Origin of the sequence: Subsaximicrobium wynnwilliamsii (genome assembly GCF_007997225.1) — a bacterium.
In the GTDB taxonomy this organism is placed as follows: Bacteria; Bacteroidota; Bacteroidia; order Flavobacteriales; family Flavobacteriaceae; genus Psychroserpens; species Psychroserpens wynnwilliamsii.
Window position 1 is genome coordinate 22,284 of sequence record NZ_VORM01000024.1, and the last position, 24,099, is coordinate 46,382.

Consider the following 24,099-nt stretch of genomic DNA (forward strand, 5'->3'; position numbering starts at 1 on the left):
TTAAAACACTAAGTTCCAAGATTGGAAATTGGTATTTTAAGTTTGAAATTTTGAAATCACTTTTGGGGAGATACTCAAGCGGCCAACGAGGGCAGACTGTAAATCTGCTGACTACGTCTTCGCAGGTTCGAATCCTGCTCTCCCCACCAAAATTCCTGCGAAGGCAGGAATCTCAAGCTTTGTTGCAAGTGGCGAAAGTTTGAAGCGTTCATTAAAATATTGGAATTTGGGATTTTCATTTTAGAAATTTCCATCAAATGCGAAAGTAGCTCAGTTGGTAGAGCGTCAGCCTTCCAAGCTGAATGTCGCCGGTTCGAACCCGGTCTTTCGCTCAAAGCCGAATGTCTTCACGCCTTAAAGCATGAACGTTGGCTCAACAAAAACAAGGACATTAAGTCTTCCACTTTGTTTATGGATTTAAGCATTTCGATATGCTGTCCGCTCAGTAGAGTAAGTTTGGTATGGTTCGCTTTGAATCCCAGACTTAGAACCTGAAACCAATAAGCCGGTGTAGCTCAGGGGTAGAGCGTTTCCTTGGTAAGGAAGAGGTCACGAGTTCAATTCTCGTCATTGGCTCTTTTTTTTCGTAAGAATTAAATTGAACACTAATATAAATAAGATTAAAATAAATTAAACATGGCAAAGGCAACTTTCGATCGTTCAAAACCACACCTTAACATAGGTACTATTGGACACGTAGATCACGGTAAAACAACTTTAACTGCTGCTATTACTAAAGTATTAGCTGATGCAGGTTTTTCTGAAGCAAGATCATTTGATCAAATTGATAACGCACCAGAAGAAAAAGAAAGAGGTATTACAATCAATACTTCACACGTAGAATATGCAACAGCAAATCGTCACTACGCTCACGTTGACTGTCCAGGTCACGCGGATTACGTAAAGAACATGGTTACTGGTGCTGCTCAAATGGACGGAGCTATCCTTGTGGTTGCTGCGACTGATGGCCCAATGCCACAAACCCGTGAGCACATCCTTTTAGGACGCCAGGTAGGTATTCCTCGTATGGTTGTATTCATGAATAAAGTGGATATGGTTGATGATGAGGAATTATTGGAATTGGTAGAGATGGAAATTAGAGACTTATTGTCATTCTATGAATATGATGGTGATAATGGTCCTGTAATTGCTGGTTCTGCTCTAGGTGCACTTAACGGTGAGCAAAAATGGGTAGATACAGTTTTACAATTGATGGAATCTGTAGATTCTTGGATTGAAGAGCCATTACGTGAAATTGATAAGCCTTTCTTAATGCCTATCGAAGATGTATTCTCTATTACTGGTCGTGGAACTGTTGCTACAGGTCGTATCGAAACTGGTATCGCTAAAACTGGAGATCCAGTTGAGATCATCGGTATGGGAGCTGAGAAATTGACTTCTACTATTACTGGTATTGAAATGTTCCGTCAAATCTTGGATAGAGGTGAGGCTGGAGATAACGCAGGTATCTTATTGAGAGGTATTGAGAAAACTCAAATCTCTAGAGGTATGGTTATTGTTAAGCCAGGTTCTGTGACACCACATGCTAAATTTAAAGCTGAGGTTTACGTCTTGAAAAAAGAAGAAGGTGGTCGTCATACGCCATTCCATAATAACTACCGCCCACAGTTTTACGTACGTACAACTGATGTAACAGGAAACATCATGCTTCCTGATGGCGTTGAAATGGTTATGCCAGGAGACAACTTGACAATTACTGTTGAACTTATCCAATCAATTGCTATGACTGTAGGTTTACGTTTTGCAATCCGTGAAGGTGGTAGAACAGTAGGTGCTGGTCAAGTAACTGAGATATTAGATTAAGTATTTAATATAAGAATATTGATTAAGGTGTCTCACTAAAAGTGTGACGCCTTGATTTATATTTACGGGTTTAGCTCAGTTGGTAGAGCACTGGTCTCCAAAACCAGGTGTCGTGAGTTCGAGTCTCTCAACCCGTGCTAAATTAAGTTGAAGGCTTTTTTGCTTATGTATATTGAGCTTTAAACAACAACAATTAGCCGAAACTTAGAACATTCTAAGTATAATAACAAGAAATCAAATGGCAGGAATGGCAAACTATATTAAAGAATCCTTTGGCGAGTTAAAAAACAACGTGACTTGGCCATCTTGGCCAGAAGCGCAACGCTTAACCATCTTGGTGGCTGTATTTTCTATCATTTTTTCACTTATCATATGGGGAGTGGATACTGTTTTTAGTGAAGTGATCAGGGCGTATTTCAACTTGATGTAATACCTAAAAAAGAACAAAATAGAATGTCTGAGACAAGTGTAAATAAAAAGTGGTACGTTGTAAGAGCGGTAAGCGGTCAAGAAAACAAGATCAAATCTTATATTGAGAATGAAGTCACTAGGCTTGGTTTGGAAGATTTTGTGGATCAAGTGCTTGTGCCTACCGAAAAAGTGGTTCAAATCCGTAAAGGAAAGAAAATTAACAAAGAGCGTGTTTACTTTCCTGGATATATCATGATTCAGGCCAATCTTAGTGGGGAAATTCCGCACATCATCAAATCCATAACCAATGTGATTGGCTTTCTGGGTGAGACTAAAGGTGGTGAGCCTGTGCCGTTAAGACAATCAGAGGTTAATAGAATGTTAGGTAAGGTTGATGAGCTGGCGGTTGATGCAGATTCTAACGCAGCGATCCCTTATATCATTGGAGAAACGGTGAAAGTGATTGATGGTCCATTCAACGGATTTGACGGCACCGTAGAAAAGATAAATGAAGATAAGCGTAAACTTGAAGTGATGGTTAAGATTTTCGGAAGAAAGACACCGTTGGAATTGAGTTATATGCAAGTAGATAAAGTTTAATATTGTTACATTCACATAGAGCGCAAGTCTTTGCTTCCTATTAAAAGGCCTGCAACATTAAAATTATAAAAATGGCAAAAGAATTAAGTAAAGTAGTTAAATTACAAGTTCGGGGAGGTGCAGCGAATCCGTCGCCACCGGTTGGACCCGCTTTAGGTGCTGCTGGAGTTAATATCATGGAATTTTGTAAACAGTTCAACGCTAGAACCCAGGATAAAGCTGGTAAGATTCTTCCTGTTGTGATTTCTGTTTTCAAGGATAAGTCCTTCGATTTCGTGATCAAAACACCTCCCGCGGCTGTGCAATTAATGGAAGCAACCAAAGTAAAAAAGGGATCTGGGGAACCGAACAGAAAGAAAATAGCCAAAGTCACTTGGGATCAAGTGAAAGCTATCGCAGAAGACAAAATGCAAGATTTGAATGCGTTTAATGTTCATGCTGCAATGAAGATGGTTGCAGGTACTGCAAGATCAATGGGAATCACAGTTAAAGGTGGCGAAGCCCCTAACTAAAAACACTTTTTGAAATGGCAATTACAAAAAAACAAAAAGAGTCCAGAGCGAAGGTAGAGAAGAATAAACTCTACACGCTTGATGAGGCTACGACATTATTAAAGGACATTACTTATACAAAGTTTGATGCTTCTGTGGATTTGGCCGTGCGACTTGGAGTAGATCCTCGTAAAGCAAACCAAATGGTAAGAGGTGTTGTTTCCCTTCCACATGGAACAGGAAAAGACATGAAGGTATTGGCTTTGGTTACTCCAGATAAAGAGGAGGAAGCTAAAGCAGCTGGTGCAGACTATGTTGGTTTGGATGAGTACCTTGAGAAAATCAAGAATGGGTGGACAGATGTTGACGTGATCGTTACCATGCCAGCCATAATGGGTAAATTGGGTCCTTTAGGTAGAATATTAGGCCCAAGAGGTTTGATGCCTAACCCAAAAACAGGAACCGTAACTATGGACGTCGCCAAAGCTGTGGCAGAAGTAAAAGCGGGTAAAATCGACTTTAAAGTGGATAAAACAGGTATCGTTCACGCTCCAATTGGAAAGGCTTCTTTTACAGCCGATAAATTGAAGGAGAATGCGATGGAATTATTAACCACCTTAAACAAAATGAAGCCTACTGCTTCCAAGGGAATTTACATGAGAAGCATTTATATGTCTAGCACCATGAGCCCAAGTATTGCAGTAGATCCTAAATTAAGTTAAGCAGTTAAATCTTTATTATAATGACAAGAGAAGAAAAATCACAAGTAATTGAAGCGTTGACTGCGCAACTTGCAGATAATCCTAATATCTATTTAGCAGATATATCTGGATTGAACGCAGGAAGCACTTCAGATTTACGACGTGCGTGCTACAAAGCAAACGTACAGTTGCACGTTGTAAAAAATACATTGCTTGCTAAGGCGATGGAAGCTTCAGACAAAGAGTTTGGAGATTTGCCGTCAGTTTTAAAAGGGAACACCTCGGTAATGTATTCTGAAACAGGAAATGCTCCGGCTAAGGTCATCAAAAACTTCCGCAAAAAATCCGATAAGCCTTTGCTTAAAGGTGCTTTTATTGCAGAAGCGATTTACATTGGCGATGAGCAATTAGACATGCTAGTTGAAATCAAATCCAAAGACGAAGTTATTGGAGATATCATTGGCTTGTTACAATCTCCAGCTAAAAATGTTATTTCAGCACTTAAATCAAGTGGTGGTAAATTGGCTGGAATCCTTAAAACCTTATCTGAAAAAGAAGGATAAGCAAACTAAGTACGCACTTAAACAATTATATTTTAAAAATTATTAAAACGGTAGAAAAATGGCAGATTTAAAAGATTTCGCAGAACAATTAGTAAACTTAACGGTAAAAGAAGTAAACGAATTAGCAACAATCCTTAAGGATGAATACGGTATCGAACCAGCAGCAGCTGCAGCAGTAATGCAAGCAGGTCCTGCAGCAGGTGAGGCTGTTGAAGAGCAAACTGAATTCGATGTAATCCTTAATGCAGCAGGTGGTTCTAAACTTGCAGTTGTAAAATTAGTTAAAGAATTAACTGGTTTAGGATTAAAAGAAGCTAAAGGTTTAGTTGATGATGCACCATCTCCAATCAAGGAAGGTGTTACTAAAGACGAAGCAGAAGCGCTTAAAGCTCAATTAGAAGAGGCTGGCGCAGAGGTTGAGCTTAAGTAAGCTTTAAAAACCTACAAATTATGGTTTAGGTCTTCCAAGCGCGATGAAAATCGGGTGGGAATGACCTAAACCCTTTTGTGTATATTAAGTGTACATAAAAAAACAACTTATTTTTTTAATCAAAAAAGCGTTCATAGATGTTAGCAAATACAGCTGAAAGATTAAATTTCTCTTCCATTATAAACAGAACTGATTATCCAGACTTCTTGGATATTCAAATAAAATCCTTCCAGGATTTTTTCCAGTTAGAGACAAAATCAGAACAAAGGGGAAACGAAGGACTCTACAATACCTTCATGGAGAACTTTCCTATCACAGATACACGTAACCAATTCGTGTTGGAATTTTTGGATTATTTTATTGATCCGCCTCGTTATTCCATAGAAGAGTGTATTGAAAGAGGACTAACTTACAGTGTGCCATTAAAGGCAAGATTGAAATTATACTGTACCGATCCTGAACATGAGGATTTTGAAACCATCGTGCAAGATGTTTATTTAGGGACTATTCCTTACATGACTCCAAGCGGGACCTTCTGCATCAATGGTGCTGAGCGTGTTGTCGTTTCTCAATTGCACAGGTCTCCGGGTGTATTCTTTAGTCAATCTTTCCACGCTAATGGAACGAAATTATATTCTGCCAGAGTCATTCCGTTTAAAGGCTCTTGGATAGAATTTGCTACAGACATCAATCAAGTGATGTATGCTTACATTGATAGAAAGAAAAAATTGCCGGTTACCACCTTATTTAGAGCTATCGGCTTTGAACGTGATAAGGACATCCTTGAAATCTTTGACCTTGCGGAAGAGGTAAAAGTTTCAAAATCTGGACTCAAAAAAGTAATCGATCGCAAACTTGCCGCGCGTGTGTTAAACACATGGCATGAAGATTTCGTAGATGAAGACACTGGCGAGGTGGTTTCTATCGAGCGTAACGAAATTGTTTTGGATCGGGACACGGTTATCGATAAGGATAATATCGAAGAAATCCTCGATGCTGGCGTTAAAACCATATTGCTTCACAAGGAAACTGCGCAGCAAGGGGATTATGCCATCATCCACAATACCTTACAAAAGGATCCAACAAACTCTGAAAAAGAAGCTGTTGAACATATTTACCGTCAATTACGTAACGCTGAGCCGCCAGATGAGGAAACAGCACGTGGTATCATTGACAAATTATTCTTCTCTGACCAACGATACTCGCTTGGCGAAGTAGGTCGTTATAGAATGAATAAAAAATTAGGGTTGGATATCGGTATGGACAAGCAGGTCTTGACCAAGGAAGATATCATCACTATTATCAAGTATTTAATTGAGTTGATCAACTCTAAAGCTGAGATTGATGATATTGATCACTTATCCAATCGTCGTGTACGTACGGTAGGTGAGCAATTGTCTTCACAGTTTGGTGTTGGTTTGGCGCGTATGGCGCGTACCATTCGTGAGCGTATGAACGTTCGTGATAACGAAGTCTTTACCCCAATTGATTTGATTAATGCCAAGACTTTGTCGTCGGTTATTAATTCATTCTTCGGAACAAATCAGTTATCGCAATTTATGGATCAAACGAATCCTTTGGCAGAGATCACGCACAAGCGTCGTCTCTCGGCATTAGGACCTGGTGGTCTATCTAGAGAGCGTGCAGGTTTCGAGGTTCGTGATGTTCACTATACCCACTACGGAAGGCTTTGCCCTATCGAAACACCTGAGGGACCAAACATTGGTTTGATTTCTTCATTGTCTGTTTTTGCTAAGGTAAACCCAATGGGCTTTATTGAAACGCCATATAGAAAAGCAGAAAACGGTGTTGTTGATATCAAGAACGCACCTATATATTTAAGTGCAGAGGAAGAGGAAGACATGTTGATCGCTCAGGCGAACATCAAAGTTGATGATAAAGGTAAGATCTTGGAAGATAAGATCATTGCACGTCAAGAAGGTGATTTCCCTGTGATTGATCCTGTAAACGTCAACTATACCGACGTTGCACCAAACCAAATTGCATCCATTTCAGCATCCTTGATTCCATTTTTGGAACATGATGATGCCAACCGTGCCTTGATGGGCTCTAACATGATGCGTCAAGCGGTGCCTTTATTGCGTCCGCAGTCGCCTATTGTTGGTACAGGCTTGGAGCGTCAAGTGGCTTCAGATTCTAGAGTATTGATCAATGCGGAAGGTAACGGTGTTGTTGAGTATGTAGATGCAAACGAGATCACCATTAAATACGAACGGACTGAAGAAGCTGCAAGTGTAAGCTTTGAAAGTGATACGAAAACCTATCCGTTGGTTAAGTTTAGAAAGACCAACCAAGGGACATGTATCAACCTTAAACCTATTGTGGTTAAAGGTGACAAAGTGAAAAAAGGCCAGGTATTATGTGAAGGTTATGCTACTGAGAAAGGCGAATTGGCTTTAGGTCGTAACTTGAAAGTGGCCTTTATGCCATGGAAAGGGTACAACTTTGAGGATGCAATCGTTATTTCTGAAAAAGTAGTGCGTGATGATATCTTTACGTCTATTCATATCGATGAGTATTCCTTGGAAGTGAGAGATACCAAATTAGGTAACGAAGAGTTGACCAATGATATTCCAAACGTTTCCGAAGAGGCAACTAAGGATTTGGATGAAAGTGGTATGATTCGTATTGGAGCAGAAATTCATCCTGGTGATATCCTTATCGGAAAAATCACACCAAAAGGTGAGTCTGATCCAACTCCTGAAGAAAAATTATTACGTGCCATCTTTGGTGATAAAGCAGGTGATGTGAAAGATGCGTCTTTAAAAGCGTCTCCATCACTACACGGCGTGGTTATTGAGAAAAAATTATTCTCGAGAGCAGTTAAAGACAAACGTAAGAGAGCGAAGGACAAAGAGGATATCGAAGCATTGGAAAATGTGTATTACAGAAAGTTTGACGAATTACAGGAAATCTTGGTTGAAAAACTATTTGCACTTGTAAACGGCAAGACTGCTCAAGGGATCTATAATGATCTTGGTGAGGAAATCATTCCGAAGGGTAAAAAATATACCCTCAAGATGTTGAATTCTGTAGATGATTATACCCACCTTACTTCTGGTACTTGGACTACCGATGACCAGTTGAATACTATGGTTGCCGATTTGATCCACAATTACAAGATCAAGGAAAATGACCTTCAAGGCTCATTGCGTCGCGAGAAGTTTACCATTTCTGTTGGTGATGAATTGCCATCAGGAATTATCAAATTGGCTAAGGTCTATGTCGCTAAGAAACGTAAGCTGAAAGTTGGTGATAAAATGGCAGGACGTCACGGTAACAAAGGTATTGTAGCACGTATTGTACGTCAAGAGGATATGCCATTCTTAGAAGATGGAACTCCCGTTGATATCGTGTTGAATCCATTGGGTGTGCCGTCCCGTATGAACATTGGGCAAATTTATGAAACCGTATTGGGTTGGGCAGGTCAAAAATTGAATCGCAAGTATGCGACTCCTATTTTTGATGGTGCCACATTAGATCAAATCAACGAATTCACAGATGAAGCTGGCGTTCCAAGATTTGGGCATACCTATCTATATGATGGTGGTACTGGCGATCGTTTTGATCAACCAGCAACAGTCGGTGTGATTTACATGATCAAACTGGGCCACATGATTGAAGATAAGATGCACGCACGTTCTATTGGGCCATACTCATTAATTACACAACAACCATTGGGTGGTAAAGCCCAATTTGGTGGTCAGCGTTTTGGTGAGATGGAAGTTTGGGCACTTGAGGCTTATGGAGCTTCAGCAACCCTACGTGAGATCTTAACCGTTAAATCGGATGATGTTATAGGTAGAGCAAAAACTTACGAAGCAATCGTTAAGGGTGAGCCAATGCCAGAACCAGGACTACCTGAGTCTTTCAACGTGTTGATGCATGAATTGAAAGGATTGGGGTTAGATATTAGATTGGAAGAATAATTTCGAAGAAATTATTCGTTTTGCGCGTAGGGACAAGTCGCGACTTGTCCGTACACGCGGAAATAAAATTTTCCGCATCCGCAAAATAATTTTATTCGTATGCGAATAAAATTTCCAAATAAATAAAATAATAAATTAAGCCGAGGCGGTGCGCCAGTAAAGCAATCCAAATCGCAATCCACATAATATTATGGCAAGAAGACAAGATAAGAATACAGTACAGAGATTTAATAAAATCTCCATTGGTTTAGCGTCGCCTGAGTCTGTTTTAGCAGCATCTCGTGGTGAGGTTTTAAAACCAGAAACTATTAATTATCGAACACATAAACCAGAGAGAGATGGTTTATTCTGTGAGCGTATTTTTGGTCCAGTTAAGGATTTCGAATGTGCTTGTGGAAAATATAAAAGAATTCGCTACAAAGGTATTGTTTGTGACCGTTGTGGCGTAGAAGTGACCGAGAAAAAAGTACGTAGAGACCGTGTTGGGCATATCAATTTGGTTGTGCCTGTGGCGCATATTTGGTATTTCCGTTCTTTACCTAACAAAATCGGATATCTGCTAGGGTTGCCATCCAAGCGATTGGATATGATTATCTACTACGAAAGATATGTAGTGATCCAACCAGGTGATGCCAAAAACGTTGAGGGAGAGCCATTGCAAAAATTGGATTTCCTAACAGAAGAGGAGTACCTGAACATCATGGAAACCATTCCGCAGGAAAATAGACATTTGGATGATAAAGATCCAAACAAGTTTATCGCGAAAATGGGAGCCGAGTGCTTGATTGACCTTTTGTCAAGGATCGATTTGAACGAACTATCCTTCGAATTGCGTCACAAAGCAAATACCGAAACCTCAAAACAACGTAAAACCGAGGCCTTAAAAAGACTTCAAGTTGTTGAGGCCTTTAGAGACTCTAACCTCAATCGTGAGAACAAGCCTGAGTGGATGATCATGAAGGCCATTCCAATCATTCCGCCAGAATTAAGACCTTTGGTACCTTTAGATGGTGGTCGTTTTGCGACTTCAGATTTAAATGATCTCTACCGTCGAGTCATCATACGTAACAACCGTTTGAAGCGTTTGGTAGAAATCAAGGCACCTGAAGTGATCTTGCGTAACGAAAAACGTATGTTGCAGGAATCTGTAGATTCATTGTTTGATAACACACGTAAGGCTTCCGCAGTAAAAACCGATTCTAACAGACCGTTAAAATCCTTGTCCGATTCCTTGAAAGGAAAACAAGGACGTTTCCGTCAAAACTTGTTGGGTAAACGTGTTGATTATTCCGCACGTTCGGTAATCGTCGTTGGACCAGAATTGAAATTATTTGAATGCGGATTGCCAAAAAACATGGCAGCTGAGTTATACAAACCCTTCATCATTAGAAAATTGATTGAAAGAGGGATTGTAAAAACAGTTAAATCTGCGAAGAAAATCATAGATCGTAAAGAGCCAGTGGTTTGGGATATCTTGGAGAATGTTCTTAAAGGGCATCCCGTATTGCTAAACCGTGCGCCTACTTTGCACAGATTGGGTATTCAAGCCTTCCAACCAAAATTGATTGAGGGGAAAGCGATCCAATTGCACCCATTGGTATGTACAGCCTTTAATGCCGATTTTGATGGTGATCAAATGGCAGTGCATTTACCTTTAGGTCCGGAAGCGATTTTGGAAGCACAACTTTTAATGTTGGCCTCACATAACATCCTAAACCCAGCCAATGGTTCTCCAGTAACCGTACCTTCTCAGGATATGGTGCTTGGTCTGTATTACATGACCAAATTGAGAGTTACCACAGATGAAGTTAAGGTTAAAGGTGAAGGGTTGACCTTCTATTCTCCAGAGGAAGTGATCATTGCTTACAATGAGAAGCAAGTAGAATTGAACGCTGGAATTAGAGTAAGAACCCAAGATTTTAATGCGGAAGGTGAATTAACCACCCAAATCATTGAAACTACAGTTGGTCGTGTCTTGTTTAACGAGAATGTGCCCGCGGCAGCAGGATATATCAATGAAGTATTGACCAAAAAGTCTCTACGTGAAATCATCCACGGCATCTTAAAGGCAACTAGCGTACCAGAAACTGCGACCTTCTTGGATGAAATCAAGACCTTAGGTTACAAATATTCATTCCAAGGTGGATTGTCATTTAGTTTGGGTGATATTATTATCCCTGCTGAAAAACAATCTATGATTGATAAAGCCAACGGACTTGTAGATGGCATTATGGCCAATTACAACATGGGATTGATTACCAATAACGAACGTTACAATCAAGTTATTGATATCTGGACCTCTACCAATGCAGAATTGACTGAGTTATCCATGAAGCGTATCCGTGAGGATCAACAAGGGTTCAACTCGGTGTATATGATGCTTGACTCTGGTGCTCGTGGATCTAAAGAACAGATTCGCCAGTTAACCGGGATGCGTGGTTTGATGGCCAAGCCTAAGAAATCGAATGCAGGTGGTGGTGAGATCATTGAAAACCCAATCCTTTCCAACTTTAAGGAAGGTCTTTCAATTTTGGAATACTTTATCTCAACCCACGGTGCTCGTAAAGGTCTTGCCGATACCGCACTTAAAACTGCCGATGCAGGGTATTTAACCCGTCGTTTGGTAGATGTGTCACAAGACGTTATTGTTTATAGCGAAGATTGTGGAACCTTGAGAGGTATTGAAGTCAATGCCTTGAAGAAAAACGAAGAGATCATTGAAAACCTTGAAGCTCGAATCGTTGGTCGTACCTCATTGAATGATGTATTTGATCCATTGACGGAAGAGTTGTTGGTAGAAGCTGGCGGTCATATTCACGATGCCATCGCAAAACGTATCGGTCAATCTGCATTGGATGGGGTCGAAGTGCGTTCACCATTGACTTGTGAAGCGAAAAAAGGAATTTGTTCCAAATGTTACGGTCGTAATTTGGCGACTGGCAAAATGGTGCAACGAGGCGAAGCAGTTGGAGTTGTGGCAGCACAATCCATTGGAGAGCCTGGTACACAGTTGACATTGCGTACTTTCCACGTGGGGGGTATTGCCGGAAACATTTCCGAAGAAAATAAATTAACCGTTAAATTTAACGGTGTTGCAGAAATTGAAGATCTTAAAACAGTTAAGACCAAAGATAATGCAGGGAAGGATGTTGACGTGGTCATCTCCAGAACTTCAGAGTTGAAATTGGTTGATGCTAAAACTGGTATAACTTTAAGCACAAATAACATTCCTTACGGCTCCTTTATTTACGTGAAGAGCGGCGATAAAGTCAAGAAAGGTGACGTGGTTTGTTCTTGGGATCCATATAACGGTGTGATTATTTCAGAATTCGCTGGTAAAGTGAAGTATGAAAACATCGAGCAAGGTATTACGTACCAAGTTGAGATTGATGAGCAAACTGGTTTCCAGGAGAAAGTGATTTCAGAATCCAGAAACAAGAAACTCATCCCAACATTGATCATTGAAGATGCAAAAGGTGAAACCATCCGTTCGTATAACTTACCGGTTGGCGCTCACTTGATGATTGATGACGGTGAGAAGATTAAAGTTGGTAAGATCTTGGTTAAGATCCCTCGTAAATCGGCTAAAGCTGGTGACATTACAGGTGGTTTACCGCGTGTGACTGAGCTTTTTGAAGCGCGTAACCCATCCAATCCTGCTGTAGTAAGTGAGATTGACGGTGTGGTATCCTTCGGAAAAATCAAGCGTGGTAACCGTGAGATCATCGTAGAATCCAAATTGGGAGAGGTCAAGAAATACTTGGTCAAATTATCCAATCAGATCCTCGTTCAGGAAAATGATTACGTGAAAGCGGGAATGCCATTATCTGATGGTTCCATCACGCCTAACGATATCTTGAACATTAAAGGCCCTGCTGCTGTACAACAGTATTTGGTAAACGAAGTTCAAGAAGTATATCGTTTGCAAGGAGTGAAGATCAACGACAAACACTTTGAAGTGGTTGTGAGACAGATGATGCGTAAAGTAAGAATCGTTGATTCTGGGGATACCATCTTCCTGGAAGATCAATTGGCACACAAAGCGGATTTCATTGAGGAAAATGATAAGATTTTCGGAATGAAAGTCGTGGAAGATGCTGGAGATTCACAAACCATGAAGCCAGGTCAAATTTTGACCACAAGAGCATTGAGAGATGAGAATTCCATCTTGAGAAGAGAAGATAAGGCTTTGGTAACTGCAAGAGATGCACAACCAGCAACAGCAACGCCAATCTTGCAAGGGATCACGAGAGCATCGCTTCAGACCAAGTCATTTATCTCTGCAGCATCGTTCCAGGAAACCACTAAGGTTCTTAACGAGGCAGCAGTAAATGCCAAGATTGATTACTTGGAAGGCTTGAAGGAAAATGTGATCGTAGGTCATAGAATTCCAGCAGGTACAGGTGTTCGTAAATTTGAAAACATCATTGTTGGTTCTAAAGAAGAATTCAACCAAATGATGAAAGCAAAAGAAGAGATGAATTTATCTTAATGGGATTTAAGTCTTAAAGAGATGTATTCAATTTAATACCCATAGAATCCCGTTAATCACGGGATTTTGTGTTTTATAGATTAGGATTTCATACATTGACAGCAATATAAAATTAGAACATATTTTTGCGTTCCTGCCTGCAGGCAGGCGCGAAGTAATTAAACACATACACAATGGCAGAAGAAAACAACAACAACAACAACAACAAAAGCAAGAAGAAAAATCAAGGCATCAATATCGAATTGGATGAAAAAGTGGCGGAAGGCACCTATTCCAACTTGGCTATTATCAATCACTCCGTATCTGAGTTTGTGGTCGATTTCGTGAGTGTCATGCCTGGTACTCCAAAGAGCAAGGTTAAGTCTAGGATCATCTTGACCCCACAGCACGCCAAGCGCTTATTGAAAGCTTTGGGTGACAATGTGAACCGTTTTGAAAAAGCCCATGGCGAAATCAAGGATTACGAGCAAGCACCCATCCCTTTGAATTTTGGACCAACCGGACAGGCTTAATGCTCTGGATTAATTGATTTTTGATCACATAATTTGACCTGCAAGGTTTTCAAAACCTTGTAGGTCTTTTTTAATTTTTTGATCCACTCCTTTAGATTAATCGATGCTAAATGGCCTAAAATAGACCTTCGGGGTTGGCCTCCTTAGACTAAAATTATTTCGCCTATGTTGGAGTTTTCCACCATCGTCTTCTCTAAAAATCCTTTTTTTGTAGGTTTTATGGAAACCTTGAAAATGTGCAGGTTCACACTTAGGAGATTGTTCGTATGAAACACCAACAATTGTAAACCAACAGTATTTGATTGTTTGCATAATTATGGGTAAACCTGATGGCTCAACATCTAATTTGAAGTAAGGTTGATTTACTTGTGCTGGCCTTCAAATGTGATGGAACGGGAACTTCTCTGATTTAGTTTCACTCGAGCAGAGCAGATCATAAAACGGTCTTAAATACGAGATGCTGATAAGGCAATTCCATCACAAAAGCCATTAAACAGTTGCTATTTAAAAAATAGCTGTACCTTTGCACAACTTATAAAAAAGAAGTGACCTAGATAAATAGTGTTTGCTTCCTAAACACATTCTATGTCATTTCAATCTTTAGGCTTATCCGAAGCCTTGCTAAAAGCTATTAGCAAAAAAGGATACAATACACCAAGTCCAATACAAAGCAAAGCAATTCCACCTGTTTTAGAAGGTAGGGATGTCTTAGCATCTGCACAAACCGGTACTGGAAAAACAGCAGGCTTTGTTTTACCAATGCTACAGATTTTATCACAAAAGGAGTCTCTAAGAAATCGTCCTGTTCGTGCATTGATCTTAACACCAACTCGTGAATTGGCGGCCCAAGTTTTCGCCAACGTGAAAGAGTACGGTGAATTTTTGGATATGCGTAGCGCGGTTATTTTTGGAGGTGTCAATCAAAAATCTCAAGTTGCAAAACTGCGAGAAGGCGTTGATGTTTTGGTCGCAACTCCAGGACGATTGATTGATTTGCAGAATCAAGGCTTACTGTCTCTCTCAAAAATTGATATTTTTGTTTTGGATGAAGCCGATCGTATGTTGGATATGGGCTTCTTGCGCGATATTGAGCGCATCATGAAACTGATCCCTAGCAAACGTCAAAATTTGATGTTTTCAGCAACCTTTTCCAAAGACATAAAAAAATTGGCGCACGGTATTTTAAACAATCCTGTGCAAGTAGAAGCCACTCCAGAAAACACAACCGTTGAAGCCATCGCGCAAAAAGTGTATCGTGTGGCAAAAGACAAAAAAACCGGATTGATCATCAAATTGATTCAAGATGGTGGTTGGGACCAAGTACTGGTATTTACGAGAACCAAACATGGCGCGAATAAGTTGTGCAAGAAGATGATTAGTGATGGCATAACTGCCGCTGCAATTCATGGTAACAAGAGCCAAGGTGCAAGAACCAAAGCTTTGGCTGGCTTTAAAAGCGGAAGTGTGAAAGTGCTTGTCGCGACAGATATTGCAGCGCGAGGACTAGATATCCCCCTACTGCCGCATGTTGTGAACTTTGAGTTGCCAAATATTTCTGAAGATTATGTGCACCGCATCGGTAGAACAGGTCGGGCAGGAGCAAGCGGTGAGGCGATTTCATTGGTAAGTGCCGATGAAACCACATTTTTACGTGATATTGAAAAATTGGTAGGCGAAAGAATCCCTGTGGAAATTATGGAAGGTTATGAACCCGATCCCAATGCTTCAACCGAACCGATCAAACAAGGTCAAGGCGGAAGAAATCGTGGTCGTAGCTCAAATTCCGGAAGAAACTCTGGCGGGAATTCAAGATCTTCAGGAAATAGCAGAAGTAATTCTGGTCGCAACAAACGATCTAGCAACCGATAATTCGGTACTAAATGTGTTGAACCTATAACCTTGATCTAAGCGCATGGAAAGCCAACCCAACAACCCACTTCATGGTGTTACATTAGAACAAATCCTTACAGAACTACAAGCACATTACGGTTGGGAATATATGGGAACCATTGTAAAGATCAACTGCTTTAAAAGCAATCCAACCGTAAAATCAAGTCTCAAATTCCTACGCCGAACGCCTTGGGCAAGAACCAAGGTAGAGCAGATGTATTTGAAAATGCTGGAACGTCAAAGGTAAAAGCCTGAATTAGTATGCATCACATGCTAGGGGACTTCGAATAATTGCTACGGTTATAAAAGTTCAAAGTTCAAAGATTCAAACTCTAAGCGCATACAAAGTAAAAGACCTTTCAGGTTTTGAAAACCTGAAAGGTCTGGATTTCACTAAATCTAACGCAAATAAATAAAGTTTAAATTAGATTGCGCCGATCAATCTTGATTTATTATAATCGTCAATCGTCAATCGTCAATCGTCAATCGTCAATCGTCAATCAAAAAAAACTCAATCCACTTCCTCTTCCTCAAATTCAATCACTTTGGCATCAAATTCTGCTTCGGTAAAATCATCCTTGCTCATCCAATATTCTGAAGTCACTAATTTGTAGTGGTTGTTGCCTTTGTCTTCTAGAGTCCAAATGATATCCTCCGCCTCGTCAAAGGCCTCTTCGCCTGCGATATGGTTTGAGAATAATCGTTTGATGACACTGCCTTTGTAGAGCGTTTTGTCGAATGCTTTGACAATGTGCTCCTTGGTTACAGCTTCAGCATTTTTCTGTTTCGGCGTCATGTCAAACTCGACAATCGTAGCTTTTGCGTTTGGAAATGTGCCATTGTAGGCTTTGAACAAAAGTTGATTGACGTTGAAAAGTTCATGGTGCAAGCCGATGTTGGGATATTCTTCAGAAATCTTATCCAATTGCATCTCGTGCGATAATTGTTCTATTTGATTCTCGTTGAGTGCGTCGCTCATGCGGTATTTTAAAACCAGGGCAGCCGCCTCATTAGGTTCAAGTTCAGAAAGCGCCATAAGTAGCAATTCCCATAATTCTTGAGTCTTGGAATCTTTGGTGTCTTCAAGGCCTAATTCAGACAGAAGTGCTCTATAATCTTGATCGTTCCAAGCGTCGTCAAGTTGTTCAACCGTTTTTACATCGTTGATGATAATATGATAATCCATAAATTTCTATTTTTCTCAAATTAAGAAATTATTACAAGAGCAGGGGGGCATTTAAGTTATCATTAACGTAGTTGGCGCAAGCCTTCATAGACCACAATTCCTACTGAATTTGCTAAGTTCAAGCTCCTAATGTGTTCGCTAAACAAAGGGATTTTATAGAGAAGGTCTCGCTGCGATTCAAGTAACGATTTGGGTAAGCCTACGGATTCCTTTCCGAAGATTAAAAACTGCTCTTCTGCAAAGGGAATCTCCCAGTGGCTTTTGTGACCATGACTAGAGAAGAACGCCATGTTGGCATTCTTGTGTTTGCTGAAAAATGCCTCGCTTGAGTCGTAATATTGGATATCCAGATGTTTCCAATAATCCAGACCAGCGCGTTTTAAGCGCGCGTCGCTAATTTCAAATCCGAAAGGTTTGACCAAGTGCAATCGCGATCCGGAGGCCAGCGCCAAACGACCAATGTTTCCAGTGTTATTGGGGATTTCGGGTTCAATTAATACGATGTTTAAGGGCATTTCTTATTTTTTTTTGTATTGTGAATTCATACTTAGTTTACTGGTTTACATCGTGGGTAAGGTTGAATGAAAGTCTTTCAGAAGCATCTTACATGCTCCGTACGCAACTATTTTTGATAGTGGCTCTTACTCAAAATGTCACGAGCGGGATGCTCACGCTCGCAGGGTCACGAGCGGGACGCTCGCGATAACCAGGATTTTGCTCTAGTTTGTAAAAATTTTGACACGAATTTCGTGAACCTGACTGACCTTTAGGTTCTTGAGGCTTGATTTTAACAACACTGACAAAAAAAGACCCATTCCCGAAGGAATGAGTCTTTTTTAAAAACCAACATTAATTATTTCTTGTTTTGCTGATCCTTTATCGTTTTTTCGTCGATATCAAATTTGTTGGTATTGGATTTTTTTGCAATACCATCTGGATTTGTAGGATTGGTCTGTTCTGTATTACTATCAAACTTCTTGTTATCTTTTATAATTCCCATGGTTTTTTGTTTTTATGATTAATAATACTTCAAGATAAAGAAAATCATTTAGGTTTTGATTAAAGTTATCTTAAAACAGCAAACTAGGCCTTAATGTTTTCAACAAAATCGGATATCTTTTCAGTACCATGTGAGGTCAAATGTTTGATAAACGCGCTTCCAATAATGGCACCTTTAGCGTGTGTAGTTGCTTGTTTGAAACTATGCTCATCCTTGATCCCAAAGCCAACAATTTGTGGATGCTTCAGGTTTAAATCGGATATGCGCTTAAAATACGCTGTCTGTGCGTCGCCAAAACCATCGCCACTTCCTGTGACGCTCGCACTGCTTACCATATAAATAAAGCCTTCGGAAATAGAATCAATGTAATCAATGCGTTCCTTGGAGGTTTGCGGCGTGATTAAAAAGACGTTGATTAAGCCGTGTTTTTTGAAAACGGATTTGTACTGCTCATCATAGACATCCACCGGAAGGTCTGGTATGATGAGACCGTCTACACCAACCTCCTTGCACTTGGCACAGAAGGCTTCCACACCATATTGTAACATCGGGTTGAAATAGCCCATGATGATTAGTGGAATGGAAACTGTTTTCCGGATGTCTTTCAATTGATTGAAAAGCACGTCGGAGGTCATGCCATTTTTAAGAGCGGCGGTGGAGCTGGCTTGAATGGTTGGTCCATCGGCCAAGGGATCGCTAAATGGGAGTCCGATTTCTATCATATCCACGCCATTTTTTTCAAGGTCTTGAATAATGCTTGCGGTATCGCTTAAATTGGGATAGCCGGCGGAAAAATAGATGGATAGCAGTTTTCCGTCTTTATTTAGTTTTTCGTTGATTCTGTTCATATTCATTTCTTCGCGCTTGCCTGCCGGTAGGTAGGGAAGCGGGAATCTTTTTTAGGTTAAACTTTATGTTGTTGCGAACGCAGGACTCTTATTATGGTTAAACTTTGTCTGGTCTTAAATACGCATTTGCCACGAATACACGAATTTTGTGCTCTCATTCTGGACCTGACAGATTTTTAAAACTTGTTAGGTCTTTTGCAATCGGGTGCCTGCGTTAAGGATTGAAAGGTTTGTTTGAGCTCTCCCGCTTTTTTTAGCGGGAAGCGAGCCTTGAAAGCCTGACATTTTACGATCCTGCAAGGTTTTTTTCAAACCTTGCAGGTATGAGTAAAATGTAACGCCCAAATCATTAAACACACCATTCTAGCATCCTACAAATCAAAATATTCAATATAATTCTGTAAATCCTTATCGCCTCTGCCCGAAAGATTAATTACCACAATATCTTCTGGTTTAAAGGTTTTGTATTTGAAAATTGCCAAGGAATGCGCGGTCTCAATGGCAGGAATGATGCCTTCGGTCTTGCTGAGTTCTAGGCCAGCTAGCATCGCGTCATCATCGGTAATGGCCATAAATTCTGCACGTCCGGTTTTATAAAGATGTGCGTGCATTGGGCCAACACCAGGATAATCTAATCCTGCCGAAATGGAATAAGGCTCGGTTATTTGTCCGTCTTTGGTTTGCATCAACAAGGTTTTACTGCCGTGAATAATGCCTTCCTTGCCCAAGATGGAGGTTGCAGCGCTCTCGCCAGAATCGACGCCCTTACCAGCAGCTTCCACCGCGATGAGTTTGACATCGGTATCTTCCAAATAATGGTAAAAAGCACCAGCAGCATTACTGCCACCACCCACGCAGGCCACGACATAGGTAGGCTTTTCAGTGCCTTCCTTCTCCTTTAATTGCCATTGGATTTCTTCGGAAACGATTGCCTGAAAACGTGCCACCATATCGGGGTAAGGATGTGGGCCAACGACGCTGCCAATGATGTAATGCGTATCTACAGGGTTGTTGATCCAATCGCGAATGGCCTCATTGGTGGCATCTTTGAGGGTACGGCTTCCAGAAAGTGCAGGCACTACTTTAGCACCCAGCATTTTCATGCGTGCCACATTTGGGGCTTGGCGTGCGATGTCGATTTCGCCCATGTAAACGATGCATTCCATGCCCATCAAGGCGCAAACGGTAGCAGTGGCCACCCCATGTTGCCCAGCACCAGTTTCCGCAATGATACGTGTTTTGCCCAAGCGCTGTGCCATAAGGATTTGCCCAACGGTATTGTTGATCTTGTGTGCACCTGTATGATTGAGGTCTTCGCGTTTAAGGTAGATTTTAGTCTTGTATTTGGCGCTCATGCGTTTGGCGAAATACAAAGGCGAAGGTCTGCCAACGTAATCTTTTAGGAGTTGGTCAAATGCTTCTTTAAAGGAAGGTTCGGCCATAATCTTTAAATAATTTAGGCGCAGTTCCTCTACATTTGGATAAAGCATTTCTGGGATGTAAGCCCCTCCAAATTCGCCGTAATACCCTTTTTCGTTGATGTTGTATGTCATAGCTCTTATTCCTGCGGAAACAGGAACCTCATGTTTATTGTTCAAATTCTCAGTTTGAACCGATTAATTTATTTTTAAATACTCCAAGTGTTTTAGAATCCTTCCGGCCAGCCTCTATTTCAAATTTACTGTTAAGGTCAATCGCGTAACAATAGGCTGCAGCTTCGGTTTTTAAGAATACATTTAAAAGTTCGGCTTCTTCCAGACCAATGCCACCGCTTAAGAAATAGGGTTTGGTGGACGGGTAATTGTTTAAAATAGTCCAGCTGAAAGCATAACCGTTTCCACCGGGTAATTTGCCTTTGGTGTCAAATAAATAGTAATTGCAGCAGTCTTCAAAATGCTGTAATACTGAAAAATCAAAATCGTCTCCAATGCTGAAGGCCTTGATGATTGTTAGCGACTGTTCAAAAAACCTTTCCATCTGGGCTACGAGTTCCTTAATAAATTCTGGTGTTTCATTACCGTGCAATTGAATGGCTTGCAGCTCATGGATGTTCGCTTTTTCGACAATGTGTTCTACGGAAGCATTTACAAAAACACCTACTTTTTTGATGCTTTTGGGTAACTTCGGAATAAGGTCGTTAAAAAAGCGGCTCGATTTTTCATAGAAAATAAACCCCAAATAATCTGGTTGCAATGCGGCAACTTCGAGGATATTCTCGGGATGTTTCATACCGCAGATTTTGAGCTTTAGTGGTTGCCGCTCAAAACTTGAGGTTTGTTTTATGGTTTTGTTTTCCGTTTTCATTTTGAAATGTTATCATTATACGCTCTACTTGACCATTATTCAATCCAATCATTTGAGTCACTAGAATCAATAGCTTTAAAAATTTACTTTAGGTCTCTAGGGTTTTGAAAACCCGAAAGGACATTATGGTAAATTTTCAAATGGAAGCCAGCGCTTTAATAAAAGCTGCAGCACTTTTCCCTGGATCTTTGGTTTTCATGAAATTCTCGCCAATCAAAAAGCCTTTGTAACCATAAGGCTGTAAGCTTTTGATGGCATCTATGGAACTGATCCCGCTTTCAGACACCTTTACAAAATAATCTGGAATCAATTGGCTTAGTCGTTTACTGGTTTCCAAACTAACCTCAAAAGTCTTCAGATTTCGATTATTAACGCCCAAAAGGTCCAAGCTCGGCATGATGGATTTTTGCAATTCTGCTTCGTTGTGCACTTCCAAGAGTACTTCGAGTTGTAGGCTTTTCGCCAATTCTGAAAACGCTTTTATTTCAGCCTTGGTTAAAATGGAAGCAATCAATAAAATGGCATCGGCGCCAATGGCCTTGGCTTCTATGATTTGATACTCATCAATGATAAATTCCTTTCGCAATATCGGTAAATTGCAGTTTTCACGGGCCATTAAAAGATCGTCCATGGTGCCGCCAAAATGAATTTCATCAGTTAAAACGGACATCCCAGAAACGCCGGCCTCTTCATAGCCTTCTGCGATGCTTTCGATATCTGCCGTTTCATTGATCCATGATTTTGAAGGCGACTTGCGTTTAAATTCAGCAATAATACCGGGGTCATTGTCCCTAACCCGTTGTGCTAAACTTAAAGTTTGCCTCGTGAAATAGGGCAATTGCTCAAATGCTTTGATAGGAATGAACTCTTTTTTTAGAGCCACTTCCTTGTGCTTGTCCTTAACGATTTGTTCAAGTATGTCCATTTTTTAAAATTCAATGTTCAATGTTCCAAATTTGTTTTTATTTTACCCACAGCCCACAGCCCACAGCCCACAGCCCACAGCTCACAACTCACAGCTCACATCTCAAAGCTCACAGCTCACAACCCACAACTCACAACTCAACTCAATTCAATCAGCCGTTTCAAGCTTTTTAGTGCTTCGCCACTTTGCAAACTCTCTTTTGCCAATTCAAATCCGGTTTCGTGGGAGATTCCGTTTACGGTGGCAATGGCGAGGCCTGCGTTGGCACAGACGACGTTATTTTGGGCTTCGCTACCTTTTCCTGAGATGATTTGCTTGAAGATTTTGGTTGCGTCTTCTACGGTATTTCCTCCAAAGATTTTATCGGCTTCAATCGTTTCTAAATTCAAATCTGACGGACTGAACATGCGTTCGGTTTTGTTGGAAATGATTTTGGCATCGCCGGTAAGTGAAATCTCATCATAACCATCCAAGGCATGTACAATGCTGTAATTCTTATCGGTGTTTTGATAGAGATAGGCATACAAGCGCTGCAGTTCCAAACTAAATACACCTACCATTTGATTTGGTGGAAAGGCTGGATTCACCATAGGCCCCAACATGTTAAAAAAGGTCTTGACCCCTAACTCCCGTCTAATGGGAGCCACATGTTTCATCGCAGGATGAAATAAAGGCGCGTGCATGACACAAATGCCTGCTTGGTCAATACTTCGTTTTAGCGCGTCTTCATTATTAGTGAATTTAACGCCAAGCGCTTCCATCACGTTTGAGGATCCCGAGGCTGAAGAGACGCCATAATTGCCATGTTTGGCGACTTTAACCCCTGCACCTGCAGTCACAACCGAAGCCAATGTTGAAATGTTGAAGGTGTTCTTTCCGTCGCCGCCGGTGCCGCAGAGGTCGATGGCGTTGAAATTTGATAAATCCACAGCAATGCAAAGTTCTAAAAGGGCGTCACGGAAGCCTTGTAATTCCTCCAACGTGATATTTCGCATCATATAAACCGTCAAGAAAGACGACATCTGACTTTGGTTATAAATGCCTTCAGACATGTTGACCAATACATTTTTGGCTTCTTCCGCGGAAATACTTTCTTGATTTATGAGTCTGTTTAATATATTTTTCATGCTAATGCCTTCGAAGGCAGGTATCTTTGTGTTGTTAGTTCAATTTTGAATATGGCTGAATGTTTTCAATTTCAGCTTAAACCTTTCCATAGGAAAGGGAATTTGTTTTAAATTCTTTTTTCAATTTTTGATGGTGCTCAAACCCATAACTGGTTGATTTCTTTGGCTGCTCAGGTTGCTTTCTGAAAACCATAGTATTCAACTATAAAACGCCTGATTCTAACTATGGCTAGGCAGTTTCGCAGGAATGCGGACCCAATTTGCCAAAAGCTGTTTTCCGTTAGGTGTCAGTACACTTTCTGGATGAAATTGCACGCCTTTTACATCGTAAAATTTATGGCGCAGAGACATTATTTGTCCGTTTTCATCAAAGGAGGTGGCTTCTAGAACGTCGGGTAACTTGGTGTCTACCACCCAAGAATGGTAACGCCCAACGTCAAAGCTTTTTTCCATGTCATCAAATAAAGATTCATCATCAACGGTCACGGTAAGGGTTGTAGCAACGCCATGAAAGACTTCCTCGAGGTTGATGATCTTTCCGCCAAAAACCTCGCCGATGGCCTGCTGCCCCAAACAGACTCCCAAAATACTTTTAGTGGGCGCGTAGGTTGCGATAATGGCCTTTAACAAACCAGCTTCATCGGGAACACCAGGTCCAGGCGAAAGCACGATTTTATCAAAAGCCTCAACCTCCTCCAAATTTAGCTTGTCGTTACGCTTAACGGTAACCTTACAGTCCAAATCCTCTAAATAATGCACCAGATTGAAAGTAAAACTGTCGTAATTATCAATGACTAATATATTGTTCATTTCTGTGTTGTTCAATGTTTATAAATTCAAAATTC

The 24,099-nt window shown here is 40.7% G+C and carries 21 protein-coding genes and 4 tRNA genes; 16 read left to right on the plus strand and 9 right to left on the minus strand.

Going from position 1 to position 24,099, the window contains the following annotated elements:
• Window positions 1-64 precede the first annotated feature (64 nt).
• From ESY88_RS16515 to ESY88_RS16590, 16 genes are all read left to right on the plus strand, one after another.
• Window positions 65-149 (plus strand) — tRNA-Tyr (locus ESY88_RS16515).
• 110 nt (window positions 150-259) lie between these two features.
• Window positions 260-332, plus strand: a tRNA-Gly gene (locus ESY88_RS16520).
• A 172-nt stretch (window positions 333-504) separates the two neighbouring features.
• Window positions 505-576: transfer RNA gene (locus ESY88_RS16525), tRNA-Thr, on the plus strand.
• Between the two features lie 60 nt (window positions 577-636).
• Window positions 637-1,824 carry an elongation factor Tu gene (gene tuf, locus ESY88_RS16530; protein WP_147087653.1) on the plus strand — a complete coding sequence of 396 codons (1,188 nt, stop codon included), beginning with the start codon at window positions 637-639 and terminating at the stop codon, window positions 1,822-1,824.
• A 64-nt stretch (window positions 1,825-1,888) separates the two neighbouring features.
• Window positions 1,889-1,961, plus strand: a tRNA-Trp gene (locus tag ESY88_RS16535).
• Window positions 1,962-2,062: 101 nt separating this feature from the next.
• Window positions 2,063-2,254: a preprotein translocase subunit SecE gene (secE, locus tag ESY88_RS16540; protein WP_147087655.1), complete on the plus strand. Its 192-nt coding sequence runs from the start codon at window positions 2,063-2,065 to the stop codon at window positions 2,252-2,254.
• Between the two features lie 23 nt (window positions 2,255-2,277).
• Complete coding sequence (nusG, locus tag ESY88_RS16545) at window positions 2,278-2,835, plus strand: transcription termination/antitermination protein NusG (protein ID WP_147087657.1); 558 nt, start codon at window positions 2,278-2,280, stop codon at window positions 2,833-2,835.
• 71 nt (window positions 2,836-2,906) lie between these two features.
• Window positions 2,907-3,347 (plus strand): 50S ribosomal protein L11, encoded by a 441-nt coding sequence (gene rplK / locus ESY88_RS16550; RefSeq protein ID WP_147087658.1) that lies wholly within the window; start codon window positions 2,907-2,909, stop codon window positions 3,345-3,347.
• 14 nt (window positions 3,348-3,361) lie between these two features.
• On the plus strand, window positions 3,362-4,048 hold the full coding sequence (rplA, locus tag ESY88_RS16555; protein ID WP_147087660.1) for a 50S ribosomal protein L1: 687 nt from the start codon (window positions 3,362-3,364) through the stop codon (window positions 4,046-4,048).
• Window positions 4,049-4,068: 20 nt separating this feature from the next.
• On the plus strand, window positions 4,069-4,590 hold the full coding sequence (rplJ, locus tag ESY88_RS16560) for a 50S ribosomal protein L10 (RefSeq protein ID WP_147087661.1): 522 nt from the start codon (window positions 4,069-4,071) through the stop codon (window positions 4,588-4,590).
• Between the two features lie 58 nt (window positions 4,591-4,648).
• Entirely contained in the window at window positions 4,649-5,020 is a 372-nt protein-coding gene (gene rplL, locus ESY88_RS16565; RefSeq protein WP_147087663.1) for a 50S ribosomal protein L7/L12, read from the plus strand.
• Between the two features lie 137 nt (window positions 5,021-5,157).
• Window positions 5,158-8,970 carry a DNA-directed RNA polymerase subunit beta gene (gene rpoB / locus ESY88_RS16570; RefSeq protein WP_147087665.1) on the plus strand — a complete coding sequence of 1,271 codons (3,813 nt, stop codon included), beginning with the start codon at window positions 5,158-5,160 and terminating at the stop codon, window positions 8,968-8,970.
• Between the two features lie 190 nt (window positions 8,971-9,160).
• Window positions 9,161-13,462, plus strand: coding sequence for a DNA-directed RNA polymerase subunit beta' (rpoC, locus tag ESY88_RS16575; protein ID WP_147087667.1), 4,302 nt, complete (start codon window positions 9,161-9,163; stop codon window positions 13,460-13,462).
• Between the two features lie 173 nt (window positions 13,463-13,635).
• Window positions 13,636-13,974, plus strand: coding sequence for a DUF3467 domain-containing protein (locus ESY88_RS16580; RefSeq protein ID WP_147087669.1), 339 nt, complete (start codon window positions 13,636-13,638; stop codon window positions 13,972-13,974).
• A gap of 585 nt (window positions 13,975-14,559) precedes the next feature.
• Window positions 14,560-15,843: a DEAD/DEAH box helicase gene (locus ESY88_RS16585; RefSeq protein ID WP_147087671.1), complete on the plus strand. Its 1,284-nt coding sequence runs from the start codon at window positions 14,560-14,562 to the stop codon at window positions 15,841-15,843.
• 43 nt (window positions 15,844-15,886) lie between these two features.
• Window positions 15,887-16,111, plus strand: a complete 225-nt coding sequence (locus ESY88_RS16590; protein WP_147087672.1) for a VF530 family protein — start codon at window positions 15,887-15,889, stop codon at window positions 16,109-16,111.
• Window positions 16,112-16,375: 264 nt separating this feature from the next.
• Here ESY88_RS16590 and ESY88_RS16595 read toward each other — a convergent pair whose 3' ends face one another.
• The 9 genes from ESY88_RS16595 to ESY88_RS16630 all read right to left on the minus strand — a co-directional run bounded on the left by ESY88_RS16595 (window position 16,376) and on the right by ESY88_RS16630 (window position 24,064).
• Window positions 16,376-17,050 (minus strand): magnesium and cobalt transport protein CorA, encoded by a 675-nt coding sequence (locus ESY88_RS16595; RefSeq protein ID WP_147087674.1) that lies wholly within the window; start codon window positions 17,048-17,050, stop codon window positions 16,376-16,378.
• Between the two features lie 62 nt (window positions 17,051-17,112).
• The gene (locus ESY88_RS16600) at window positions 17,113-17,565 is read right to left on the minus strand and encodes a tRNA (cytidine(34)-2'-O)-methyltransferase (RefSeq protein WP_147087676.1); all 453 of its coding nucleotides are present in this window, start codon (window positions 17,563-17,565) and stop codon (window positions 17,113-17,115) included.
• Between the two features lie 338 nt (window positions 17,566-17,903).
• Window positions 17,904-18,050, minus strand: a complete 147-nt coding sequence (locus ESY88_RS21155; protein ID WP_189702632.1) for a hypothetical protein — start codon at window positions 18,048-18,050, stop codon at window positions 17,904-17,906.
• Window positions 18,051-18,133: 83 nt separating this feature from the next.
• A complete protein-coding gene (gene trpA, locus ESY88_RS16605; RefSeq protein WP_147087721.1) occupies window positions 18,134-18,898 on the minus strand; it encodes a tryptophan synthase subunit alpha in 765 nt (254 codons plus the stop codon).
• 371 nt (window positions 18,899-19,269) lie between these two features.
• On the minus strand, window positions 19,270-20,451 hold the full coding sequence (gene trpB, locus ESY88_RS16610) for a tryptophan synthase subunit beta (protein ID WP_147087723.1): 1,182 nt from the start codon (window positions 20,449-20,451) through the stop codon (window positions 19,270-19,272).
• Window positions 20,452-20,500: 49 nt separating this feature from the next.
• Window positions 20,501-21,202, minus strand: a complete 702-nt coding sequence (locus ESY88_RS16615; protein WP_223270867.1) for a phosphoribosylanthranilate isomerase — start codon at window positions 21,200-21,202, stop codon at window positions 20,501-20,503.
• A gap of 136 nt (window positions 21,203-21,338) precedes the next feature.
• The gene (gene trpC / locus ESY88_RS16620; protein WP_147087678.1) at window positions 21,339-22,127 is read right to left on the minus strand and encodes an indole-3-glycerol phosphate synthase TrpC; all 789 of its coding nucleotides are present in this window, start codon (window positions 22,125-22,127) and stop codon (window positions 21,339-21,341) included.
• 137 nt (window positions 22,128-22,264) lie between these two features.
• The gene (gene trpD, locus ESY88_RS16625; RefSeq protein ID WP_147087680.1) at window positions 22,265-23,254 is read right to left on the minus strand and encodes an anthranilate phosphoribosyltransferase; all 990 of its coding nucleotides are present in this window, start codon (window positions 23,252-23,254) and stop codon (window positions 22,265-22,267) included.
• Between the two features lie 219 nt (window positions 23,255-23,473).
• On the minus strand, window positions 23,474-24,064 hold the full coding sequence (locus ESY88_RS16630; protein WP_147087682.1) for an anthranilate synthase component II: 591 nt from the start codon (window positions 24,062-24,064) through the stop codon (window positions 23,474-23,476).
• Between the last annotated feature and the right edge of the window lie 35 nt (window positions 24,065-24,099).